This is a genomic window from Pseudomonas avellanae BPIC 631 (assembly GCF_000444135.1).
Classification (GTDB): domain Bacteria; phylum Pseudomonadota; class Gammaproteobacteria; order Pseudomonadales; family Pseudomonadaceae; genus Aquipseudomonas; species Aquipseudomonas avellanae.
The window spans coordinates 1-18,144 of the sequence record NZ_ATDK01000559.1; the positions used below are offsets into that span (position 1 = coordinate 1).

General features: G+C 54.9%; 14 protein-coding genes and 4 tRNA genes. All 18 read left to right on the forward strand.

Going from position 1 to position 18,144, the window contains the following annotated elements:
* Positions 1-116: 116 nt before the first annotated feature.
* The 18 genes from birA to fusA all read left to right on the forward strand — a co-directional run bounded on the left by birA (position 117) and on the right by fusA (position 18,128).
* Positions 117-1,076 (forward strand): bifunctional biotin--[acetyl-CoA-carboxylase] ligase/biotin operon repressor BirA, encoded by a 960-nt coding sequence (gene birA / locus DW49_RS0124685; protein ID WP_024421517.1) that lies wholly within the window; start codon positions 117-119, stop codon positions 1,074-1,076.
* Positions 1,066-1,815 (forward strand): pantothenate kinase, encoded by a 750-nt coding sequence (locus tag DW49_RS0124690; RefSeq protein ID WP_024420480.1) that lies wholly within the window; start codon positions 1,066-1,068, stop codon positions 1,813-1,815. The genes birA and DW49_RS0124690 overlap by 11 nt, the downstream gene beginning before the upstream one ends.
* 7 nt (positions 1,816-1,822) lie before the next feature.
* Positions 1,823-2,251, forward strand: coding sequence for a hypothetical protein (locus DW49_RS0124695; RefSeq protein ID WP_005614200.1), 429 nt, complete (start codon positions 1,823-1,825; stop codon positions 2,249-2,251).
* A 143-nt stretch (positions 2,252-2,394) separates the two neighbouring features.
* Positions 2,395-2,479, forward strand: a tRNA-Tyr gene (locus DW49_RS0124700).
* A 24-nt stretch (positions 2,480-2,503) separates the two neighbouring features.
* Positions 2,504-2,577, forward strand: a tRNA-Gly gene (locus tag DW49_RS0124705).
* A gap of 26 nt (positions 2,578-2,603) precedes the next feature.
* Positions 2,604-2,679 (forward strand) — tRNA-Thr (locus DW49_RS0124710).
* A 165-nt stretch (positions 2,680-2,844) separates the two neighbouring features.
* Positions 2,845-2,920, forward strand: a tRNA-Trp gene (locus DW49_RS0124715).
* A 46-nt stretch (positions 2,921-2,966) separates the two neighbouring features.
* Positions 2,967-3,335, forward strand: coding sequence for a preprotein translocase subunit SecE (gene secE / locus DW49_RS0124720; protein WP_004397083.1), 369 nt, complete (start codon positions 2,967-2,969; stop codon positions 3,333-3,335).
* Positions 3,336-3,344: 9 nt separating this feature from the next.
* Entirely contained in the window at positions 3,345-3,878 is a 534-nt protein-coding gene (gene nusG / locus DW49_RS0124725; RefSeq protein WP_003317113.1) for a transcription termination/antitermination protein NusG, read from the forward strand.
* A 118-nt stretch (positions 3,879-3,996) separates the two neighbouring features.
* Entirely contained in the window at positions 3,997-4,428 is a 432-nt protein-coding gene (gene rplK, locus DW49_RS0124730; RefSeq protein ID WP_005614203.1) for a 50S ribosomal protein L11, read from the forward strand.
* Complete coding sequence (rplA, locus tag DW49_RS0124735; protein WP_003317112.1) at positions 4,428-5,123, forward strand: 50S ribosomal protein L1; 696 nt, start codon at positions 4,428-4,430, stop codon at positions 5,121-5,123. Before rplK ends, rplA begins: the two co-directional genes overlap by 1 nt.
* A 202-nt stretch (positions 5,124-5,325) precedes the next feature.
* Positions 5,326-5,826 (forward strand): 50S ribosomal protein L10, encoded by a 501-nt coding sequence (rplJ, locus tag DW49_RS0124740; protein WP_004397081.1) that lies wholly within the window; start codon positions 5,326-5,328, stop codon positions 5,824-5,826.
* Positions 5,827-5,905: 79 nt separating this feature from the next.
* Positions 5,906-6,271, forward strand: a complete 366-nt coding sequence (gene rplL / locus DW49_RS0124745; protein ID WP_005614206.1) for a 50S ribosomal protein L7/L12 — start codon at positions 5,906-5,908, stop codon at positions 6,269-6,271.
* Positions 6,272-6,492: 221 nt separating this feature from the next.
* A complete protein-coding gene (rpoB, locus tag DW49_RS0124750) occupies positions 6,493-10,566 on the forward strand; it encodes a DNA-directed RNA polymerase subunit beta (RefSeq protein WP_004397079.1) in 4,074 nt (1,357 codons plus the stop codon).
* Between the two features lie 64 nt (positions 10,567-10,630).
* On the forward strand, positions 10,631-14,830 hold the full coding sequence (rpoC, locus tag DW49_RS0124755; RefSeq protein ID WP_004397078.1) for a DNA-directed RNA polymerase subunit beta': 4,200 nt from the start codon (positions 10,631-10,633) through the stop codon (positions 14,828-14,830).
* Between the two features lie 197 nt (positions 14,831-15,027).
* On the forward strand, positions 15,028-15,399 hold the full coding sequence (rpsL, locus tag DW49_RS0124760; RefSeq protein WP_002555494.1) for a 30S ribosomal protein S12: 372 nt from the start codon (positions 15,028-15,030) through the stop codon (positions 15,397-15,399).
* A gap of 122 nt (positions 15,400-15,521) precedes the next feature.
* Positions 15,522-15,992, forward strand: a complete 471-nt coding sequence (gene rpsG, locus DW49_RS0124765) for a 30S ribosomal protein S7 (protein WP_004397077.1) — start codon at positions 15,522-15,524, stop codon at positions 15,990-15,992.
* Positions 15,993-16,022: 30 nt separating this feature from the next.
* Positions 16,023-18,128, forward strand: coding sequence for an elongation factor G (fusA, locus tag DW49_RS0124770; protein WP_024421518.1), 2,106 nt, complete (start codon positions 16,023-16,025; stop codon positions 18,126-18,128).
* The last annotated feature ends 16 nt before the right edge of the window (positions 18,129-18,144 follow it).

Sequence of the window (18,144 nt, forward strand, 5' to 3'; positions counted from 1 at the left end):
GCGTTGAGGGTTTTTGTTTTGGGCGTTTATAAAACCTCGATGAAAACACATTTTCGTTTCTATGCATCATGCTGCTGCGTGGCTATGATGCGTGCCTTATTGCCAGGCGATTCTAAATGCTGACCTTGTTAAAGCTTCTTGCTGATGGTGCATTTCATTCTGGACAGGTCTTGGGCGAGTCCCTTGGGGTGAGCCGTAGCGCCGTCTGGAAACAGCTTCAGCAGCTTGAGTCTGATCTCGGTATCGAGGTTCATAAAGTGCGTGGGCGGGGCTATCGACTGGCGACGCCTATTGTTCTTTTGGACCCGGCTGCCATAGTTGAGTCTGGGATGCCTGTCGAATGGTCTGTGCGCACTTATGACTCTATCGATTCGACCAATGCAGAGGCGTCGCGGCTTATCGCCTGTGGGGCTCCAATGCCCCTGCTGGTGGTCGCCGAGCAGCAAACGGCCGGCAGAGGGCGGCGTGGTCGCAAGTGGGTAAGTCCATTTGCCGAAAACCTGTATTACAGCCTCGTGCTGCGCATTGATGGTGGAATGCGGCAGTTGGAGGGGCTCAGCCTGCTGGTAGGGCTTGCGGTGATGAATGTCCTGCGTGATATGGGTGTTCAGGGCGCAGGTCTTAAATGGCCCAACGATGTGCTGGTCGGGCGACAAAAAATCGCCGGTATCCTGCTTGAGCTTATTGGCGATCCCGCAGATGTGTGTCACGTGATCATCGGGATCGGCGTAAACGTCAACATGCGTGCGTCTACCGAGGTCGATCAGTTGTGGACGTCGATCAGGCTGCAAACGGGCGCGCCTGCCGATCGCAATACTATCGCGGCCCGCATAAGTGCTCAGCTTGAGGCTCTTCTGGCTGTTCATCGCCAGGAAGGCTTTTCAGCGTTCCAGAAGGAGTGGGAGCGAGGGCATTTGTGGCAGGGAGCTGCAGTGAAGTTGCTTTCGGGAATCGAGACGGTGGAAGGGGGGGTGTTGGGCGTCGACTCACTTGGAGCGTTGCGGTTGGAAGTCAATGGTTTGGAAAAGAGCTTTAGCGGTGGTGAGCTCAGCTTGAGGTTGCGCGATGATTCTTGAGCTCGATTGCGGCAACAGCTTTATCAAGTGGCGGATAATCACAAAGAGTTGCTCAACGTTGGTCAGCGGCGGAGTGGTGGACTCGGACACAGCCTTGCTGGAGTGCCTGGGCAATCTGTCAGGCGCGGCATTCAGCGATTGCCGTCTGGTGAGCGTTCGTAGCGCGGAAGAAACGGCGAAGCTGGTTGGCGCGCTGGAAGATACCTTTTCCATTAGCCCGGTCTGTGCAGCGCCGGCACCAGGGCTTGCCGGGGTAATCAACGGATACGACGATTTTGCACGCTTGGGCCTGGATCGCTGGTTGGCATTTGTAGGGGCTTACCACCTTGTTAAAGGTGCCTGCCTGGTGATCGATCTGGGCACCGCCATCACGTCTGACTTTGTTGAAGCGTCAGGAAAGCATCTGGGCGGTTTCATCTGTCCTGGCATGCCACTAATGCGCAATCAGCTGCGTACCCATACCCGTCGCATTCGATATGACGATGCAGAGGCTGAAAAAGCCCTGGTACGACTCGTGCCTGGCCGTGCGACGGCCGAGGCTGTGGAGCGAGGTTGTTCTCTCATGCTTCGCGGATTCGCAATGACTCAGATCGAGATAGCTCGCGAATACTGGGGTGACGACTTTGCTATTTTCGTGACAGGAGGCGACGCTGTCTTGGTTGCTGATGTGTTACCGGGCGCTCGCATTGTCCCTGATTTGGTATTCGTTGGCCTGGCTCTCGCTTGTCCTTTACGTTGAGGTCCTTATGCGTTGGTTGTTTCTTCTGCTGTTGATGCTTAATGGCTTCTATTACCTGTGGCATCAGCAGGAGGCTCCGTTGAGGGCCAAAGAGGTCATGCCTCTATCGCTGCATCGCGCCACGCAGCAGGATATCCGCCTGCTTAGCGAGTCAGATGCAAATCGAGTGTCGCAAGATGCCGACACGAAGTGTCTCTATCTGGGTGGCTTCCCCGGGCAGGAAGACGCTCGGCTGGTTGAGCAGCGATTGAACAGCCTGGATATCCAGTCACAATTTCGGCCCCTGCAATCCAATGGCTCGACAGCCTATTGGCTGAAAATCATCCCGGAAAGTCGTCGTCTTGTAGAGGCGAGTGTCATGACTCAGCTGAGCCAGGATTTTCCGCAATTAAAAAATCAAATAATGTCGTGCGAGGGCATTGCAACTGCTGATTAGTTTACATAGAATGGCGCCCGCTTCGCAGTGAGGTGAAAGTCTCGCGAACGAAGTGGTTAGTAGTCAACGCATGTAACCTCAGGTTTTTACTGAGAAAAAGGTTGACAAAAGGGTAGCATGAGTTGAGAATGCTGCCTCGCTTAGGAGGGGTTCCCGAGCGGCCAAAGGGATCAGACTGTAAATCTGACGTCTACGACTTCGAAGGTTCGAATCCTTCCCCCTCCACCAGATTTAGCGCGAGCTGCAAATTGCGCGGGTATAGTTTAGTGGTAGAACCTCAGCCTTCCAAGCTGATGATGCGGGTTCGATTCCCGCTACCCGCTCCATGTTTGCGGTTCATGCATTGTGTTTTGCTCTTGTAGCTCAGTTGGTAGAGCACACCCTTGGTAAGGGTGAGGTCAGCGGTTCGAATCCGCTCAAGAGCTCCATTGCTAAAGGCAGATATGAAAATATCTGCCTTTGTTTTAGGTGGTTCCGCATTGCGTGATCTGCTTGAAGCTTGTTTGAGGTGGGCTGTGTGTAAGGCCTGCTTTGAATAAGGTGTTGAAAAACTCTCGTCAGGTCCGCATAATGGTCGGCCTGATTTTGCTTTTAGGTCAGTAGCTCAATTGGCAGAGCGACGGTCTCCAAAACCGTAGGTTGGGGGTTCGATTCCCTCCTGACCTGCCAGATTCCCTAGATGTAATCTGGCTTTCTTTTCACAGGATCTCCGTAGATGAATCCCAAGGCTGAAGCATCAGACTCTCGCTTTGATTTGCTGAAATGGCTCCTGGTAGTCGTTTTGGTAGTCGTGGGTGTTGTCGGTAATCAGTATTACTCTGCTGAGCCGATCCTGTACCGTGTTCTCGCTCTCCTTGTGATTGCCGCCGCAGCTGCATTTGTAGCTCTGCAGACGGGCAAAGGCAAAGCTTTCTTCGTTCTGGCGAAAGAAGCGCGCGCAGAGATCCGTAAAGTCGTTTGGCCTACTCGCCAAGAAACCACGCAAACCACGTTGATCGTTGTGGCTGTTGTGCTGGTTATGGCGTTGCTGCTGTGGGGGCTTGATTCCCTGCTCGGCTGGCTTGTTTCCTCGATAGTTGGCTAAGGGTGTCCCGTGGCTAAGCGTTGGTACGTAGTGCATGCATACTCGGGTTACGAGAAGCATGTCATGCGCTCGTTGGTCGAGCGTGTGAAGCTGGCAGGCATGGAAGATGGCTTCGGCGAAATTCTGGTTCCCACTGAAGAAGTGGTTGAAATGCGTAATGGCCAGAAACGCAAAAGCGAGCGCAAGTTCTTCCCTGGTTATGTGCTGGTCCAGATGGACATGAATGAAGGTACTTGGCACTTGGTCAAGGATACCCCTCGTGTCATGGGCTTCATCGGCGGTACTGCTGATAAGCCGGCTCCGATCACCGACAAAGAAGCAGAAGCGATTCTGCGTCGCGTTGCTGACGGTAGCGACAAGCCGAAACCGAAGACGCTGTTCGAGCCGGGTGAGGTTGTTCGTGTCACCGACGGTCCGTTCGCCGATTTCAACGGTACGGTAGAAGAAGTTAACTACGAAAAGAGCCGTATCCAAGTGGCGGTGCTCATTTTCGGACGCTCTACCCCGGTAGAGTTAGAGTTCAGTCAGGTCGAGAAGGCCTAGCTGAGCTGAAATCCCATACCCCGCAGCTTAAGGCTGTGGGGTTTTTTCGTCACTGGGATATACGCGTACGTAACCGGGGAGCCTTTATAGGCGCTTGAACCCGTAATTGGAGTGCCTCATGGCCAAGAAGATAACCGCATACATCAAGCTGCAAGTGAAAGCCGCTCAGGCTAGCCCTAGCCCGCCAGTTGGTCCTGCTCTGGGTCAGCATGGTGTGAACATCATGGAATTCTGCAAGGCGTTCAACGCCCGTACTCAGGGTATTGAGCCGGGCCTGCCGACTCCAGTGATCATCACTGTATACAGCGACCGTAGCTTCACCTTTGAAACAAAAAGTACCCCTGCATCGGTTCTGCTGAAGAAAGCTGCAGGCTTGACCAGCGGCTCGGCTCGCCCGAACACCGTTAAAGTTGGCACCGTGACTCGTGCTCAGCTGGAAGATATCGCTAAAGCAAAAAATGCGGATCTGACTGCAGCTGACATGGAAGCGGCCGTGCGTACCATCGCCGGTTCCGCTCGTAGCATGGGCCTTAACGTGGAGGGTGTGTAATGGCTAAGCTGACCAAGCGTCAAAAGGCAATCGCCGAAAAGATTGAAGCTGGCAAATCCTACAACTTTGTAGACGCAGCTGCTCTGCTGACCGAGCTGTCGACTGTCAAGTTCAGCGAGTCTATCGATGTCGCTGTCAACCTGGGTGTTGATCCTCGTAAATCCGACCAGGTTGTTCGTAGCGCTACCGTACTGCCGCACGGCACCGGTAAAACTGTACGCGTTGCAGTTTTCACCCAGGGTCCTGCTGCTGAGGCTGCTCTGGCTGCTGGTGCTGATCGCGTTGGTATGGACGATCTGGCTGCTGAAATGAAAGCCGGCGATCTGAACTATGACGTCGTCATCGCTTCCCCTGACGCAATGCGCGTTGTGGGCCAGTTGGGTCAGGTTCTCGGTCCTCGTGGCCTGATGCCTAACCCAAAAGTCGGCACTGTTACTCCTGACGTGGCTACCGCTGTCAAGAACGCCAAGGCTGGTCAGGTTCGTTATCGCACCGACAAAAACGGCATTATCCACACTTCCGTTGGCAAAGTCGGTTTCGACGCAGTCAAGCTGAAGGAAAACGTTGAAGCCCTGATCGCTGATCTGAAGCGTATCAAGCCTGCTTCCTCGAAAGGTATTTACGTCAAGCGCATCACCCTGAGCACCACCATGGGTCCGGGCCTGGTCATCGACCAAGGTTCGCTGGAAGCGTAAGACAAAAATGGCGCGGCGTTGTTTGCCGCGCCGTTTGAAAGATTGGGGTCCCTGCCTGGCGGGGGCTATCCAAGACCGTAGGCGACGCAAGTCTTAAACCTCAAGCCTACGCAGATGGTGCTCCCGGTTCCTTACCGAATCAGACACCAAAACGACATCTGACTCCGGTCGGATGAAACGGTAACAAGCAGGAGTTAAACCCGTGGCAATTAAACTCGAAGACAAGAAGGCCATCGTCGCTGAAGTCAACGAGGCTGCCAAAGCTGGTCTGTCCGCTGTCGTGGCTGATGCCCGTGGTGTGACAGTCGGCGCTATGACCGGACTCCGTAAAGAGGCTCGTGAAGCTGGCGTTTACGTACGCGTTGTACGTAACACCCTGCTCAAGCGCGCTGTTGCTGACACTGAATTCAGTGTCCTCAACGACGTGTTCACCGGCCCGACCTTAATCGCGTTCTCCAACGAACATCCTGGCGCTGCTGCCCGTTTGTTCAAGGAATTCGCGAAAGGTCAGGACAAGTTCGAGATCAAGGCAGCTGCGTTCGAGGGCAAGTTCCTCGCAGCTAATCAGATCGACGTACTGGCAACCTTGCCGACCCGTAACGAAGCAATTTCTCAGCTGATGAGCGTGATTCAAGGCGCTACCAGCAAATTGGCTCGTACTCTGGCGGCTGTTCGCGACCAAAAAGAAGCAGCTGCAGCTTAAGGCTGAGTCAGATCTTTTCGCGTATTTTTGTTTATTTAGATGGTCGCGTAGGCCGTCCCCCAATTCAGGAAATTGAGTCATGTCTATCTCTCAAGATGATATCCTTAACGCCGTAGCTGAAATGTCCGTTATTCAGGTTGTAGAACTGATCAAGGCATTCGAAGAGAAGTTCGGCGTTACTGCTGCTGCCGGTTCTGCTGGTCCAGCTGTTGCTGCTGCTGTTGTTGAAGAACAAACTGAATTCAACGTCATGCTGCTGGAAGCTGGCGAGAAGAAAGTTAACGTGATCAAGGCAGTACGTGAGCTGACCGGTCTGGGCCTGAAAGAAGCCAAGGCAGTCGTTGACGGCGCCCCAGGCATCGTTCTGGAAGCTGTTGCCAAAGACGCTGCCGACAAAGCCAAAGCTACTCTGGAAGAAGCAGGCGCTAAAGTCGAGCTGAAATAAGCATCGATTTTGAGTGTCCAGCCCACGCGTTTAGCGAAAGGCTGATGGCTGGTGGCTTTTGCCACCGGCCTTTTTCCGTTATAGACGGTTGGCGCGATCAACGTTTGTAACGTGCTGTATCCACCGATGGCGGTGGCGCAAACCAAGGGGTTTGCAAGATTTTCTGGCTGCTTCCGTCGGGAGGGAGCCAAACAAGCAGGTGACCAAGCTGGGGAACGCTGATGGCTTACTCATATACTGAGAAAAAACGTATCCGCAAGGACTTTAGCAAGTTGCCGGACGTAATGGATGTGCCGTATCTCTTGGCCATCCAGCTGGATTCGTATCGCGAATTCCTGCAGGCGGGAGCGACCAAAGATCAGTTCCGCGACGTCGGTCTGCATGCAGCCTTCAAATCCGTTTTCCCGATCATCAGCTACTCCGGCAATGCTGCGCTGGAGTATGTAGGTTATCGCTTGGGCGAACCGGCATTTGATGTCAAGGAATGCGTGCTGCGCGGTGTGACTTACGCAGTACCTCTGCGAGTCAAGGTCCGTCTGATCATTTTCGACAAAGAATCGTCGAACAAAGCGATCAAGGACATCAAAGAGCAAGAAGTCTACATGGGTGAAATCCCCCTGATGACTGAAAACGGTACCTTTGTAATCAACGGTACCGAGCGCGTTATTGTGTCTCAGCTTCACCGCTCGCCAGGCGTATTCTTTGACCACGACCGTGGCAAGACGCACAGCTCCGGTAAGCTGCTTTATTCCGCGCGTATCATTCCTTACCGTGGTTCGTGGCTGGACTTCGAGTTCGATCCGAAAGACTGCGTATTCGTCCGTATCGACCGTCGTCGCAAGCTGCCTGCGTCCGTGCTTCTGCGCGCGTTGGGTTACACCACCGAGCAAGTGCTCGATGCTTTCTATACCACCAACGTATTCCATGTTCGCGGCGAAAACCTGAACCTGGAACTGGTGCCTCAGCGCCTGCGTGGTGAAATTGCCGTTCTGGATATCCTGGACGACAAAGGCAAGGTCATTGTCGAGCAGGGTCGTCGTATCACTGCCCGTCACATCAACCAGCTGGAAAAAGCCGGGATCAAAGAGCTGGAAGTACCTCTGGACTACGTCCTGGGTCGTACGACTGCCAAGGTCATCGTGCATCCGGCAACCGGTGAGATCATTGCCGAGTGCAACACCGAACTCAACACCGAAATCCTCGGCAAGATTGCCAAGGCTCAGGTTGTTCGCATCGAGACGTTGTACACCAACGACATCGATTGCGGCCCGTTCGTTTCGGACACGCTGAAAATCGACTCCACCAGCAATCAGCTGGAAGCGTTGGTCGAGATCTACCGCATGATGCGTCCTGGTGAGCCACCGACCAAGGATGCAGCAGAAACGCTGTTCAACAACCTGTTCTTCAGTCCTGAGCGCTATGACCTGTCTGCTGTAGGTCGTATGAAGTTCAACCGTCGTATCGGTCGTACCGAAATCGAAGGTTCGGGCGTGCTGTGCAAGGAAGACATCGTAGCGGTCCTCAAGACCCTCGTTGATATCCGTAACGGCAAAGGCATCGTCGATGACATCGACCACCTCGGTAACCGTCGTGTTCGTTGCGTAGGCGAGATGGCCGAGAACCAGTTCCGTGTAGGTCTGGTCCGTGTTGAGCGTGCTGTCAAAGAACGTCTGTCCATGGCAGAAAGCGAAGGCCTGATGCCTCAGGACCTGATCAACGCCAAGCCTGTTGCGGCGGCGGTCAAGGAATTCTTCGGTTCCAGCCAGCTTTCCCAGTTCATGGACCAGAACAACCCGCTGTCCGAGATTACTCACAAGCGTCGTGTGTCTGCACTCGGCCCTGGTGGTTTGACTCGTGAGCGTGCCGGCTTTGAAGTTCGAGATGTTCACCCGACTCACTACGGTCGCGTGTGCCCTATCGAAACGCCGGAAGGTCCGAACATCGGTCTGATCAACTCCCTGGCGGCCTATGCCCGCACCAACCAGTACGGTTTCCTCGAGAGCCCGTACCGTGTTGTTAAGGAAGGTCTGGTCACCGACGAAATCGTGTTCCTTTCAGCGATCGAAGAAGCAGACCACGTCATTGCACAGGCTTCGGCAGCAATGAACGACAAGCAAGAGCTGATCGACGAGCTGGTTGCTGTGCGTCACTTGAACGAATTCACCGTCAAGGCGCCAGCCGATGTCACCCTGATGGACGTTTCGCCCAAGCAGGTTGTTTCGGTGGCCGCTTCGTTGATTCCGTTCCTCGAGCACGATGACGCCAACCGTGCGTTGATGGGTTCGAACATGCAGCGTCAGGCTGTACCAACCTTGCGTGCCGACAAGCCGCTGGTGGGTACCGGCATGGAGCGCAACGTTGCTCGCGACTCCGGCGTTTGCGTCGTGGCCCGTCGTGGTGGCGTGATCGACTCGGTTGATGCCAGCCGTATCGTTGTTCGCGTTGCCGATGATGAAGTTGAAACAGGTGAGGCCGGTGTAGACATCTACAACCTGACCAAATACACCCGTTCGAACCAGAACACCTGCATCAACCAGCGTCCGCTGGTCAGTAAGGGTGATCGTGTTCAGCGTAGCGACATCATGGCCGACGGCCCGTCCACCGATATGGGTGAACTGGCGCTGGGTCAGAACATGCGCATCGCGTTCATGGCCTGGAACGGTTTCAACTTCGAAGACTCCATCTGTCTCTCTGAGCGTGTCGTTCAGGAAGACCGCTTCACCACGATCCACATTCAGGAACTGACCTGTGTGGCGCGTGACACCAAGCTTGGGCCTGAGGAAATCACAGCTGACATCCCGAACGTGGGTGAAGCTGCTCTGAACAAGCTGGACGAAGCCGGTATCGTTTACGTAGGTGCCGAAGTCGGCGCTGGCGACATCCTGGTGGGCAAGGTCACCCCGAAAGGCGAGACCCAACTGACGCCGGAAGAAAAACTGTTGCGCGCTATCTTCGGCGAGAAGGCCAGCGACGTTAAGGACACTTCCCTGCGTGTGCCTACCGGCACCAAAGGTACTGTCATCGACGTTCAGGTCTTCACCCGTGATGGTGTCGAGCGTGATGCACGTGCCCTGTCCATCGAGAAGTCGCAGCTCGACGAGATCCGCAAGGATCTGAACGAAGAGTTCCGTATTGTCGAAGGCGCTACCTTCGAACGTCTGCGCTCTGCGCTGGTCGGTCGTGTAGCAGAGGGCGGTGCTGGCCTCAAGAAAGGTCAGGAAATCACTAACGAAGTGCTCGACGGCCTTGAACATGGTCAGTGGTTCAAGCTGCGCATGGCTGAAGACGCTCTGAACGAGCAGCTTGAGAAAGCACAGGCTTACATCGTTGATCGTCGTCGCCTTCTGGACGACAAGTTCGAAGACAAGAAACGCAAACTGCAGCAGGGCGATGACCTGGCTCCAGGCGTTCTGAAAATCGTCAAGGTTTACCTGGCAATCCGTCGCCGCATCCAGCCGGGCGACAAGATGGCCGGTCGTCACGGTAACAAGGGTGTGGTCTCTGTGATCATGCCGGTTGAAGACATGCCGCACGATGCCAATGGCACGCCGGTTGATATCGTCCTCAACCCGCTGGGCGTACCTTCGCGTATGAACGTTGGTCAGATTCTCGAAACTCACCTGGGCCTTGCAGCCAAAGGTCTGGGCGAGAAGATCAACCGCATGCTTGAAGAGCAGCGTAAAGTTATCGAGTTGCGCAAGTTTCTCAACGAGATCTACAACGAAATCGGTGGTCGCCAGGAAACTCTGGAAGACCTCACCGACAACGAAATTCTGGACCTCGCCAAGAACCTGCGTAACGGCGTACCAATGGCTACCCCGGTTTTCGACGGTGCCAAGGAAAGCGAAATCAAGGCAATGCTCAAACTGGCAGATATGCCGGAAAGCGGCCAGATGCAGCTGTTTGACGGTCGTACCGGCAACAAGTTTGAGCGCCCGGTTACTGTCGGCTACATGTACATGCTGAAGCTGAACCACTTGGTGGACGACAAGATGCACGCGCGTTCCACTGGTTCGTACAGCCTGGTTACCCAGCAGCCGCTGGGTGGTAAGGCACAGTTCGGTGGTCAGCGTTTCGGGGAGATGGAAGTGTGGGCGCTGGAAGCATACGGCGCGGCGTACACTCTGCAAGAAATGCTCACAGTGAAGTCGGACGATGTGAACGGCCGTACCAAGATGTACAAAAACATCGTGGATGGCGATCACCGTATGGAGCCGGGCATGCCCGAGTCTTTCAACGTGTTGATCAAAGAAATTCGTTCGCTCGGTATCGATATCGATCTGGAAACCGAATAACACGTGACGCGAATCGGGGGCAGGGCGGTATTGCCTGCTCCCCTGCTCCGCCAGGAGGAAAGCCTTGAAAGACCTACTGAATTTGCTGAAAAACCAGGGTCAAGTCGAAGAGTTCGACGCAATCCGTATCGGACTTGCATCGCCTGAGATGATCCGCTCTTGGTCGTTCGGTGAAGTTAAAAAGCCGGAAACCATCAACTACCGTACGTTCAAGCCTGAGCGTGACGGTCTGTTCTGCGCCAAGATCTTTGGCCCGGTAAAAGATTACGAGTGCCTGTGCGGTAAGTACAAGCGCCTGAAGCACCGCGGTGTCATCTGCGAAAAGTGCGGTGTTGAAGTGGCTCTGGCCAAGGTTCGTCGCGAGCGCATGGCTCACATCGAACTGGCTTCGCCGGTTGCCCACATCTGGTTCCTGAAATCGCTGCCGTCCCGTATCGGCTTGCTGATGGACATGACCCTGCGCGATATCGAGCGTGTTCTCTACTTCGAGAGCTATGTCGTTATCGATCCAGGCATGACCACCCTTGAAAAAGGTCAGCTGCTGAACGACGAGCAGTACTTCGAAGCTCTTGAAGAGTTCGGTGATGATTTCGACGCCCGCATGGGTGCCGAAGCTGTCCGTGAACTGCTGCACGCTATCGATCTGGAACACGAAATTGGGCGTCTGCGTGAAGAAATTCCGCAAACCAATTCCGAGACCAAGATCAAGAAGCTGTCCAAGCGTCTGAAGCTGATGGAAGCTTTCCAGGGTTCCGGCAACCTTCCTGAATGGATGGTGCTGACCGTTCTGCCGGTTCTGCCGCCAGATCTGCGTCCTCTGGTTCCGCTTGACGGTGGTCGTTTCGCAACGTCCGACCTCAACGATCTGTATCGTCGAGTGATCAACCGTAACAACCGTCTGAAGCGTCTGCTGGATCTGTCTGCTCCCGATATCATCGTGCGCAACGAAAAGCGCATGCTGCAGGAAGCGGTCGATGCATTGCTCGACAACGGTCGTCGTGGTCGCGCAATCACCGGTTCCAACAAGCGTCCTCTGAAATCCCTGGCTGACATGATCAAGGGTAAGCAGGGTCGTTTCCGTCAGAACTTGCTCGGTAAGCGTGTTGACTACTCGGGTCGTTCGGTAATTACCGTAGGCCCGACCCTGCGTCTGCACCAGTGCGGTCTGCCGAAGAAAATGGCTCTCGAGCTGTTCAAGCCGTTCATTTTCGGCAAGCTGGAAATGCGTGGCCTGGCCACGACCATCAAAGCAGCCAAGAAAATGGTCGAGCGCGAGCTGCCAGAAGTCTGGGACGTTCTTGCCGAAGTCATTCGCGAACACCCGGTGCTCCTGAACCGTGCGCCAACGCTTCACCGTCTTGGCATCCAGGCATTTGAACCGGTTCTGATCGAAGGTAAGGCTATTCAGCTTCACCCGCTGGTCTGCGCCGCGTACAACGCCGACTTCGACGGTGACCAGATGGCCGTTCACGTGCCTTTGACGCTGGAAGCCCAGCTCGAAGCGCGTGCACTGATGATGTCGACCAACAACATCCTGTCGCCAGCCAACGGTGAGCCAATCATCGTTCCTTCGCAGGACGTTGTACTGGGTCTGTACTACATGACTCGTGAAGCGATCAACGCCAAGGGCGAAGGTCGTGTGTTTGCGGACCTGCAGGAAGTCGACCGCGTATTCCGCGCCGGCGAAGCGGCTCTGCACGCCAAGGTCAAGGTTCGTATCCACGAAACGGTCAACGATCGTGATGGTGGCAGCGTCAAGAACACCCGTATCGTCGACACCACCGTCGGCCGTGCGCTGTTGTTCCAGGTGGTTCCGGCCGGCCTGTCCTACGACGTCGTCAACCAGCCGATGAAGAAAAAAGCGATCTCCAAACTGATCAACCAGTGCTACCGCGTGGTTGGTTTGAAAGAGACCGTTATCTTCGCTGACCAGTTGATGTACACCGGTTTTGCCTATTCGACCATTTCGGGTGTCTCCATCGGCGTTAACGACTTCGTTATCCCTGATGAGAAAGCTCGCATCATCGACGCGGCCACCGAAGAAGTTAAAGAGATCGAAAGCCAGTACGCTTCCGGCCTGGTAACCCAGGGCGAGAAGTACAACAAGGTGATCGACCTTTGGTCCAAGGCGAACGACGAAGTCTCGAAAGCGATGATGTCGAACCTGTCCAAAGAGCGCGTTATCGACCGTCACGGCGTCGAAGTTGATCAGGAATCCTTCAACTCGATGTACATGATGGCTGACTCCGGGGCGCGTGGTTCTGCTGCCCAGATTCGTCAGCTGGCCGGTATGCGTGGTCTGATGGCCAAGCCTGACGGCTCCATCATTGAAACGCCGATCACTGCGAACTTCCGTGAAGGTTTGAGCGTACTTCAGTACTTCATCTCCACTCACGGTGCTCGTAAGGGGCTTGCGGATACCGCGTTGAAAACTGCTAACTCCGGATACCTGACACGTCGTCTGGTAGACGTGGCTCAGGATCTGGTTGTTACCGAAGTGGATTGCGGTACCGAGCACGGCCTGCTGATGACTCCGCACATTGAAGGCGGCGACGTTGTAGAGCCGCTGGGTGAGCGCGTACTGGGTCGAGTCATCGCCCGTGACGTGTTCAAGCCGGGTACAGAAGAAATCATCGTGCCTGCAGGCACTCTGGTTGACGAGAAGTGGGTCGAGTTCATCGAGCTGAACAGCATCGATGAAGTGATCGTTCGCTCACCAATCAGCTGTGAAACCCGTTACGGCATCTGCGCCAAGTGCTACGGTCGCGACCTGGCTCGTGGTCACCAGGTGAACATCGGTGAAGCTGTCGGCGTAATCGCTGCACAGTCGATCGGTGAGCCAGGTACCCAGCTGACAATGCGTACCTTCCACATCGGTGGTGCGGCAAGCCGGACCTCGGCAGCTGACAGTGTTCAGGTGAAGAATGGCGGTACTGTCCGTCTGCATAACCTGAAGCACGTCGAGCGTGTCGACGGTCACCTGGTTGCGGTATCCCGCTCCGGTGAGCTGGCAATCGCAGACGATTTCGGTCGTGAGCGCGAGCGTTACAAGCTGCCTTACGGTGCAGTGATTTCGGTGAAGGAAGGCGACAAGGTCGACGCTGGCTCGATCGTGGCCAAGTGGGATCCGCACACCCACCCAATCGTCACCGAGATGAAAGGTACTGTTACCTACGTCGGCATGGAAGAAGGCATCACGATCAAGCGTCAGACAGACGAGTTGACCGGTATGACCAACATTGAAGTGCTTGATGCGAAAGACCGCCCGGCTGCTGGCAAGGACATTCGTCCTGCTGTGAAGATGGTAGGTCTGGATGGCAAGGATCTGTTGCTGCCGGGTACTGACGTGCCTGCCCAGTACTTCCTGCCGGCTAACGCCCTGGTTGGTGTAGCTGACGGTGCGCAGATCGCGATCGGTGATGTTATCGCTCGTATTCCGCAAGAGACTTCGAAGACCCGTGACATCACCGGTGGTCTGCCGCGTGTTGCCGACCTTTTCGAAGCGCGTCGTCCGAAAGAGGCGTCGATCCTTGCAGAAGTCAGCGGTACCATCGCATTCGGTAAAGAGACCAAAGGCAAGCGCCGTCTGGTGATTACTCCGAACGACGGTAGCGATCCGTACGAGGAGCTGATTCCGAAGTGGCGTCACCTGAACGTCTTCGAAGGCGAACAAGTGAACCGTGGCGAAGTTATCTCCGACGGCCCGAGCGATCCACACGATATCCTGCGTTTGCTGGGTGTCAGTGCGCTGGCCAAGTACATCGTCAACGAGATTCAAGACGTATACCGTCTGCAAGGCGTGAAGATCAACGACAAGCACATCGAGACCATTCTGCGTCAGATGTTGCGTAAAGTTGAGATTGCCGAGTCTGGCGATTCCAGTTTCATCAAGGGCGACCAGATGGAATTGACTCACGTTCTGGTAGAAAACGAGCGTTTGGGCGCAGACGACAAGTTTGTCTCCAAATTCACTCGTGTGTTGCTGGGTATCACCAAGGCATCGTTGTCCACCGAGTCGTTCATCTCCGCGGCCTCCTTCCAGGAGACAACCCGCGTACTGACCGAAGCGGCTGTGACAGGCAAGCGCGACTACCTTCGCGGCCTGAAAGAAAACGTGGTCGTGGGTCGTTTGATCCCGGCCGGTACCGGTCTGGCTTATCACAGTGAGCGTAAGCGTCGCCGTGAAATGGACAAACCGACCCGTGTCAGCGCGAGCGAAGTAGAAGCTGCTCTGACCGAAGCGTTGAACTCCAGCGGTAATTGAGATTAAAGCCTCGGCATTTTCATTCGGCAGGCAGCACAATTTGTGTTGCTTGCCTTGTGAGGAGGCCGGGGCTTTGTCTTGACTGGGGGCGGGATCCTCTTTAGACTCTTGTACCCCTAAATTTGGCGGGGCTTGTGCCTCGTCATTTGCTTTTCTTGTAAGACAATAGCGTCGCAAGACAACAGTGGAGCTAGTAGATGGCAACTATCAACCAGCTGGTACGTCAGCCGCGTAAGCGTATCGTCGAGAAATCCGACGTGCCTGCGCTGCAGAACTGCCCGCAACGTCGCGGTGTGTGCACTCGTGTGTATACCACCACGCCGAAAAAACCTAACTCGGCATTGCGTAAAGTCTGCCGTGTGCGCCTGACCAACGGTTTCGAGGTTTCCTCGTACATCGGTGGTGAAGGTCACAACCTGCAAGAGCACAGCGTGGTACTGATCCGTGGCGGTCGTGTAAAAGACTTGCCAGGTGTTCGTTATCACACCGTTCGTGGTTCTTTGGATACCTCCGGCGTCAAAGGTCGTAACCAGGGTCGCTCGAAATACGGTACCAAGAAGCCTAAGTAGTCTTTGGCTTCTGTTTGAAATTGCAGATTTCTATTTTTCTGAGTCGATAAGAGTAAGGTCGGGCGCATCCTTTTCAGGGTGGTGGTCCCGAGCTAACCTGAAGACCGTTTGAGGGCTTATCCATGCCAAGAAGACGCGTAGCAGCCAAGCGCGAAGTGCTTGACGATCCAAAATACGGCAGCCAGATCCTGGCCAAGTTCATGAACCACGTGATGGAGAGCGGCAAGAAAGCCGTTGCCGAGCGTATCGTTTATGGCGCGCTGGAAAAGGTTAAAGAACGCAAGAACAGCGACCCCCTGGAAATCTTCGAGAAAGCTCTCGACGCCATCGCTCCGCTGGTCGAAGTAAAGTCGCGCCGTGTAGGCGGTGCTACTTACCAGGTTCCTGTCGAAGTTCGTCCGTCCCGTCGTAATGCTCTGGCAATGCGTTGGCTGGTAGACTTCGCGCGCAAGCGCGGTGAGAAGTCTATGGCTCTGCGTTTGGCTGGCGAACTGATGGACGCCGCCGAAGGTAAAGGTGCTGCGGTCAAGAAGCGTGAAGACGTGCACCGTATGGCCGAGGCCAACAAGGCTTTCTCGCACTACCGCTTCTAATTTCAGCGTCACTAAATTTGCGAGGGCTTTATGGCTCGTACTACTCCGATTAGCCGTTACCGTAACATCGGTATCGTCGCTCACGTGGATGCTGGTAAAACCACCACCACCGAGCGCGTCCTTTTTTACACCGGCAAAAGCCACAAGATGGGCGAGGTGCATGATGGCGCCGCGACCACGGACTGGATGGTTCAGGAGCAGGAGCGTGGTATTACCATTACTTCTGCTGCTATCACTGCCTTTTGGCAGGGTTCCGAGAAGCAACACAAAGACCAATACCGCTTCAACGTCATTGACACCCCGGGTCACGTAGACTTCACCATTGAAGTTGAGCGTTCCCTGCGTGTACTCGACGGCGCGGTCGTTGTGTTCTGCGGTACTTCCGGCGTAGAGCCGCAGTCTGAAACCGTATGGCGTCAAGCCAACAAATACGGTGTTCCACGTATCGTCTACGTGAACAAGATGGACCGTGCCGGTGCCAACTTTCTGCGCGTAATCGCTCAGATCAAGCAGCGCCTGGGTCACACCCCGGTGCCGATTCAGTTGGCCATTGGTGCAGAAGATAACTTCCAGGGTCAAATCGATCTGATGGCTATGGAAGCTGTTTACTGGAACGATGCTGACAAAGGCATGGTTCCTGTTCGCAAGCCTATCCCTGCTGAATTGCAGGAGCTGGCTGATGAGTGGCGTGGCAACATGGTTGAGGCTGCGGCTGAAGCCAGCGAAGAGCTGATGAACAAGTACCTTGAAGGTGAAGAACTCACCAACGAGGAAATCAAGGCCGCTCTGCGTCAGCGTACTATCGCTGGTGAGATCGTTCTTGCTGTTTGCGGTTCTTCCTTCAAGAACAAGGGTGTTCCCCTGGTTCTCGACGCCGTGATCGACTACCTGCCTGCTCCAATCGATATTCCTGCTATCAAGGGTTCCGATCCTGATAACGAGGAAATTCTGATGGAGCGTCATGCAGACGACAGCGAGCCGTTCTCGGCGCTGGCGTTCAAGATCGCTACTGACCCATTCGTGGGTACTTTGACTTTCGTTCGCGTTTACTCGGGCGTGTTGGCATCCGGCGACGGCGTGATCAACTCGGTCAAAGGCAAGAAAGAGCGCGTGGGTCGTATGGTGCAAATGCACGCAAACGCCCGCGAAGAGATCAAGGAAGTGCGCGCTGGCGACATCGCGGCCCTGATCGGCATGAAGGACGTCACCACTGGTGAGACCTTGTGCAACGCTGACAAGCCAATCATCCTGGTTCGTATGGACTTTCCGGAGCCGGTTATTTCGGTTGCCGTTGAGCCGAAAACCAAGGATGACCAGGAAAAAATGGGTATTGCACTGGGCAAACTTGCTCAGGAAGACCCGTCTTTCCGCGTCAAAACTGATGAAGAGACTGGTCAAACGATCATCTCTGGCATGGGCGAGCTCCACCTGGACATCCTGGTTGACCGGATGCGCCGTGAGTTCAACGTCGAAGCCAACATCGGCAAGCCGCAGGTTTCCTATCGTGAGCGCATCACGAAGAATTGTGAAATCGAAGGCAAGTTCGTTCGTCAGTCCGGCGGTCGTGGCCAGTTTGGTCACTGCTGGATCCGTTTTGCTCCTGCTGACGAAGGTCAGGAAGGTCTGCAATTCGTAAACGAAGTGGTGGGTGGTGTTGTTCCGAAGGAATACATCCCGGCTATCCAGAAGGGTATCGAAGAGCAGATGAAGAACGGCGTTGTTGCCGGCTATCCGCTGATCGGCCTGAAGGCTACCGTGTTTGATGGTTCCTACCATGACGTCGACTCGAACGAGATGGCGTTTAAGGTGGCTGCTTCCATAGCGACCAAGCAACTGGCCCAGAAGGGCGGTGGTGAGTTGCTTGAGCCGATCATGGCGGTAGAGGTTGTTACGCCTGAAGACTATATGGGTGACGTGATGGGCGACCTTAACCGTCGTCGCGGCATGATCCTGGGTATGGAAGATACGGTTTCCGGCAAAGTGATTCGTGCCGAGGTTCCGTTGGGTGAGATGTTCGGTTATGCGACCGACGTCCGCTCCATGTCCCAAGGTCGCGCAAGCTACTCTATGGAATTCAAAAAATACAATACAGCGCCGTCGCACATCGTCGAAACTGTAACCAAAAAACAAGGCTGATTCAGCGCCTTTAGGC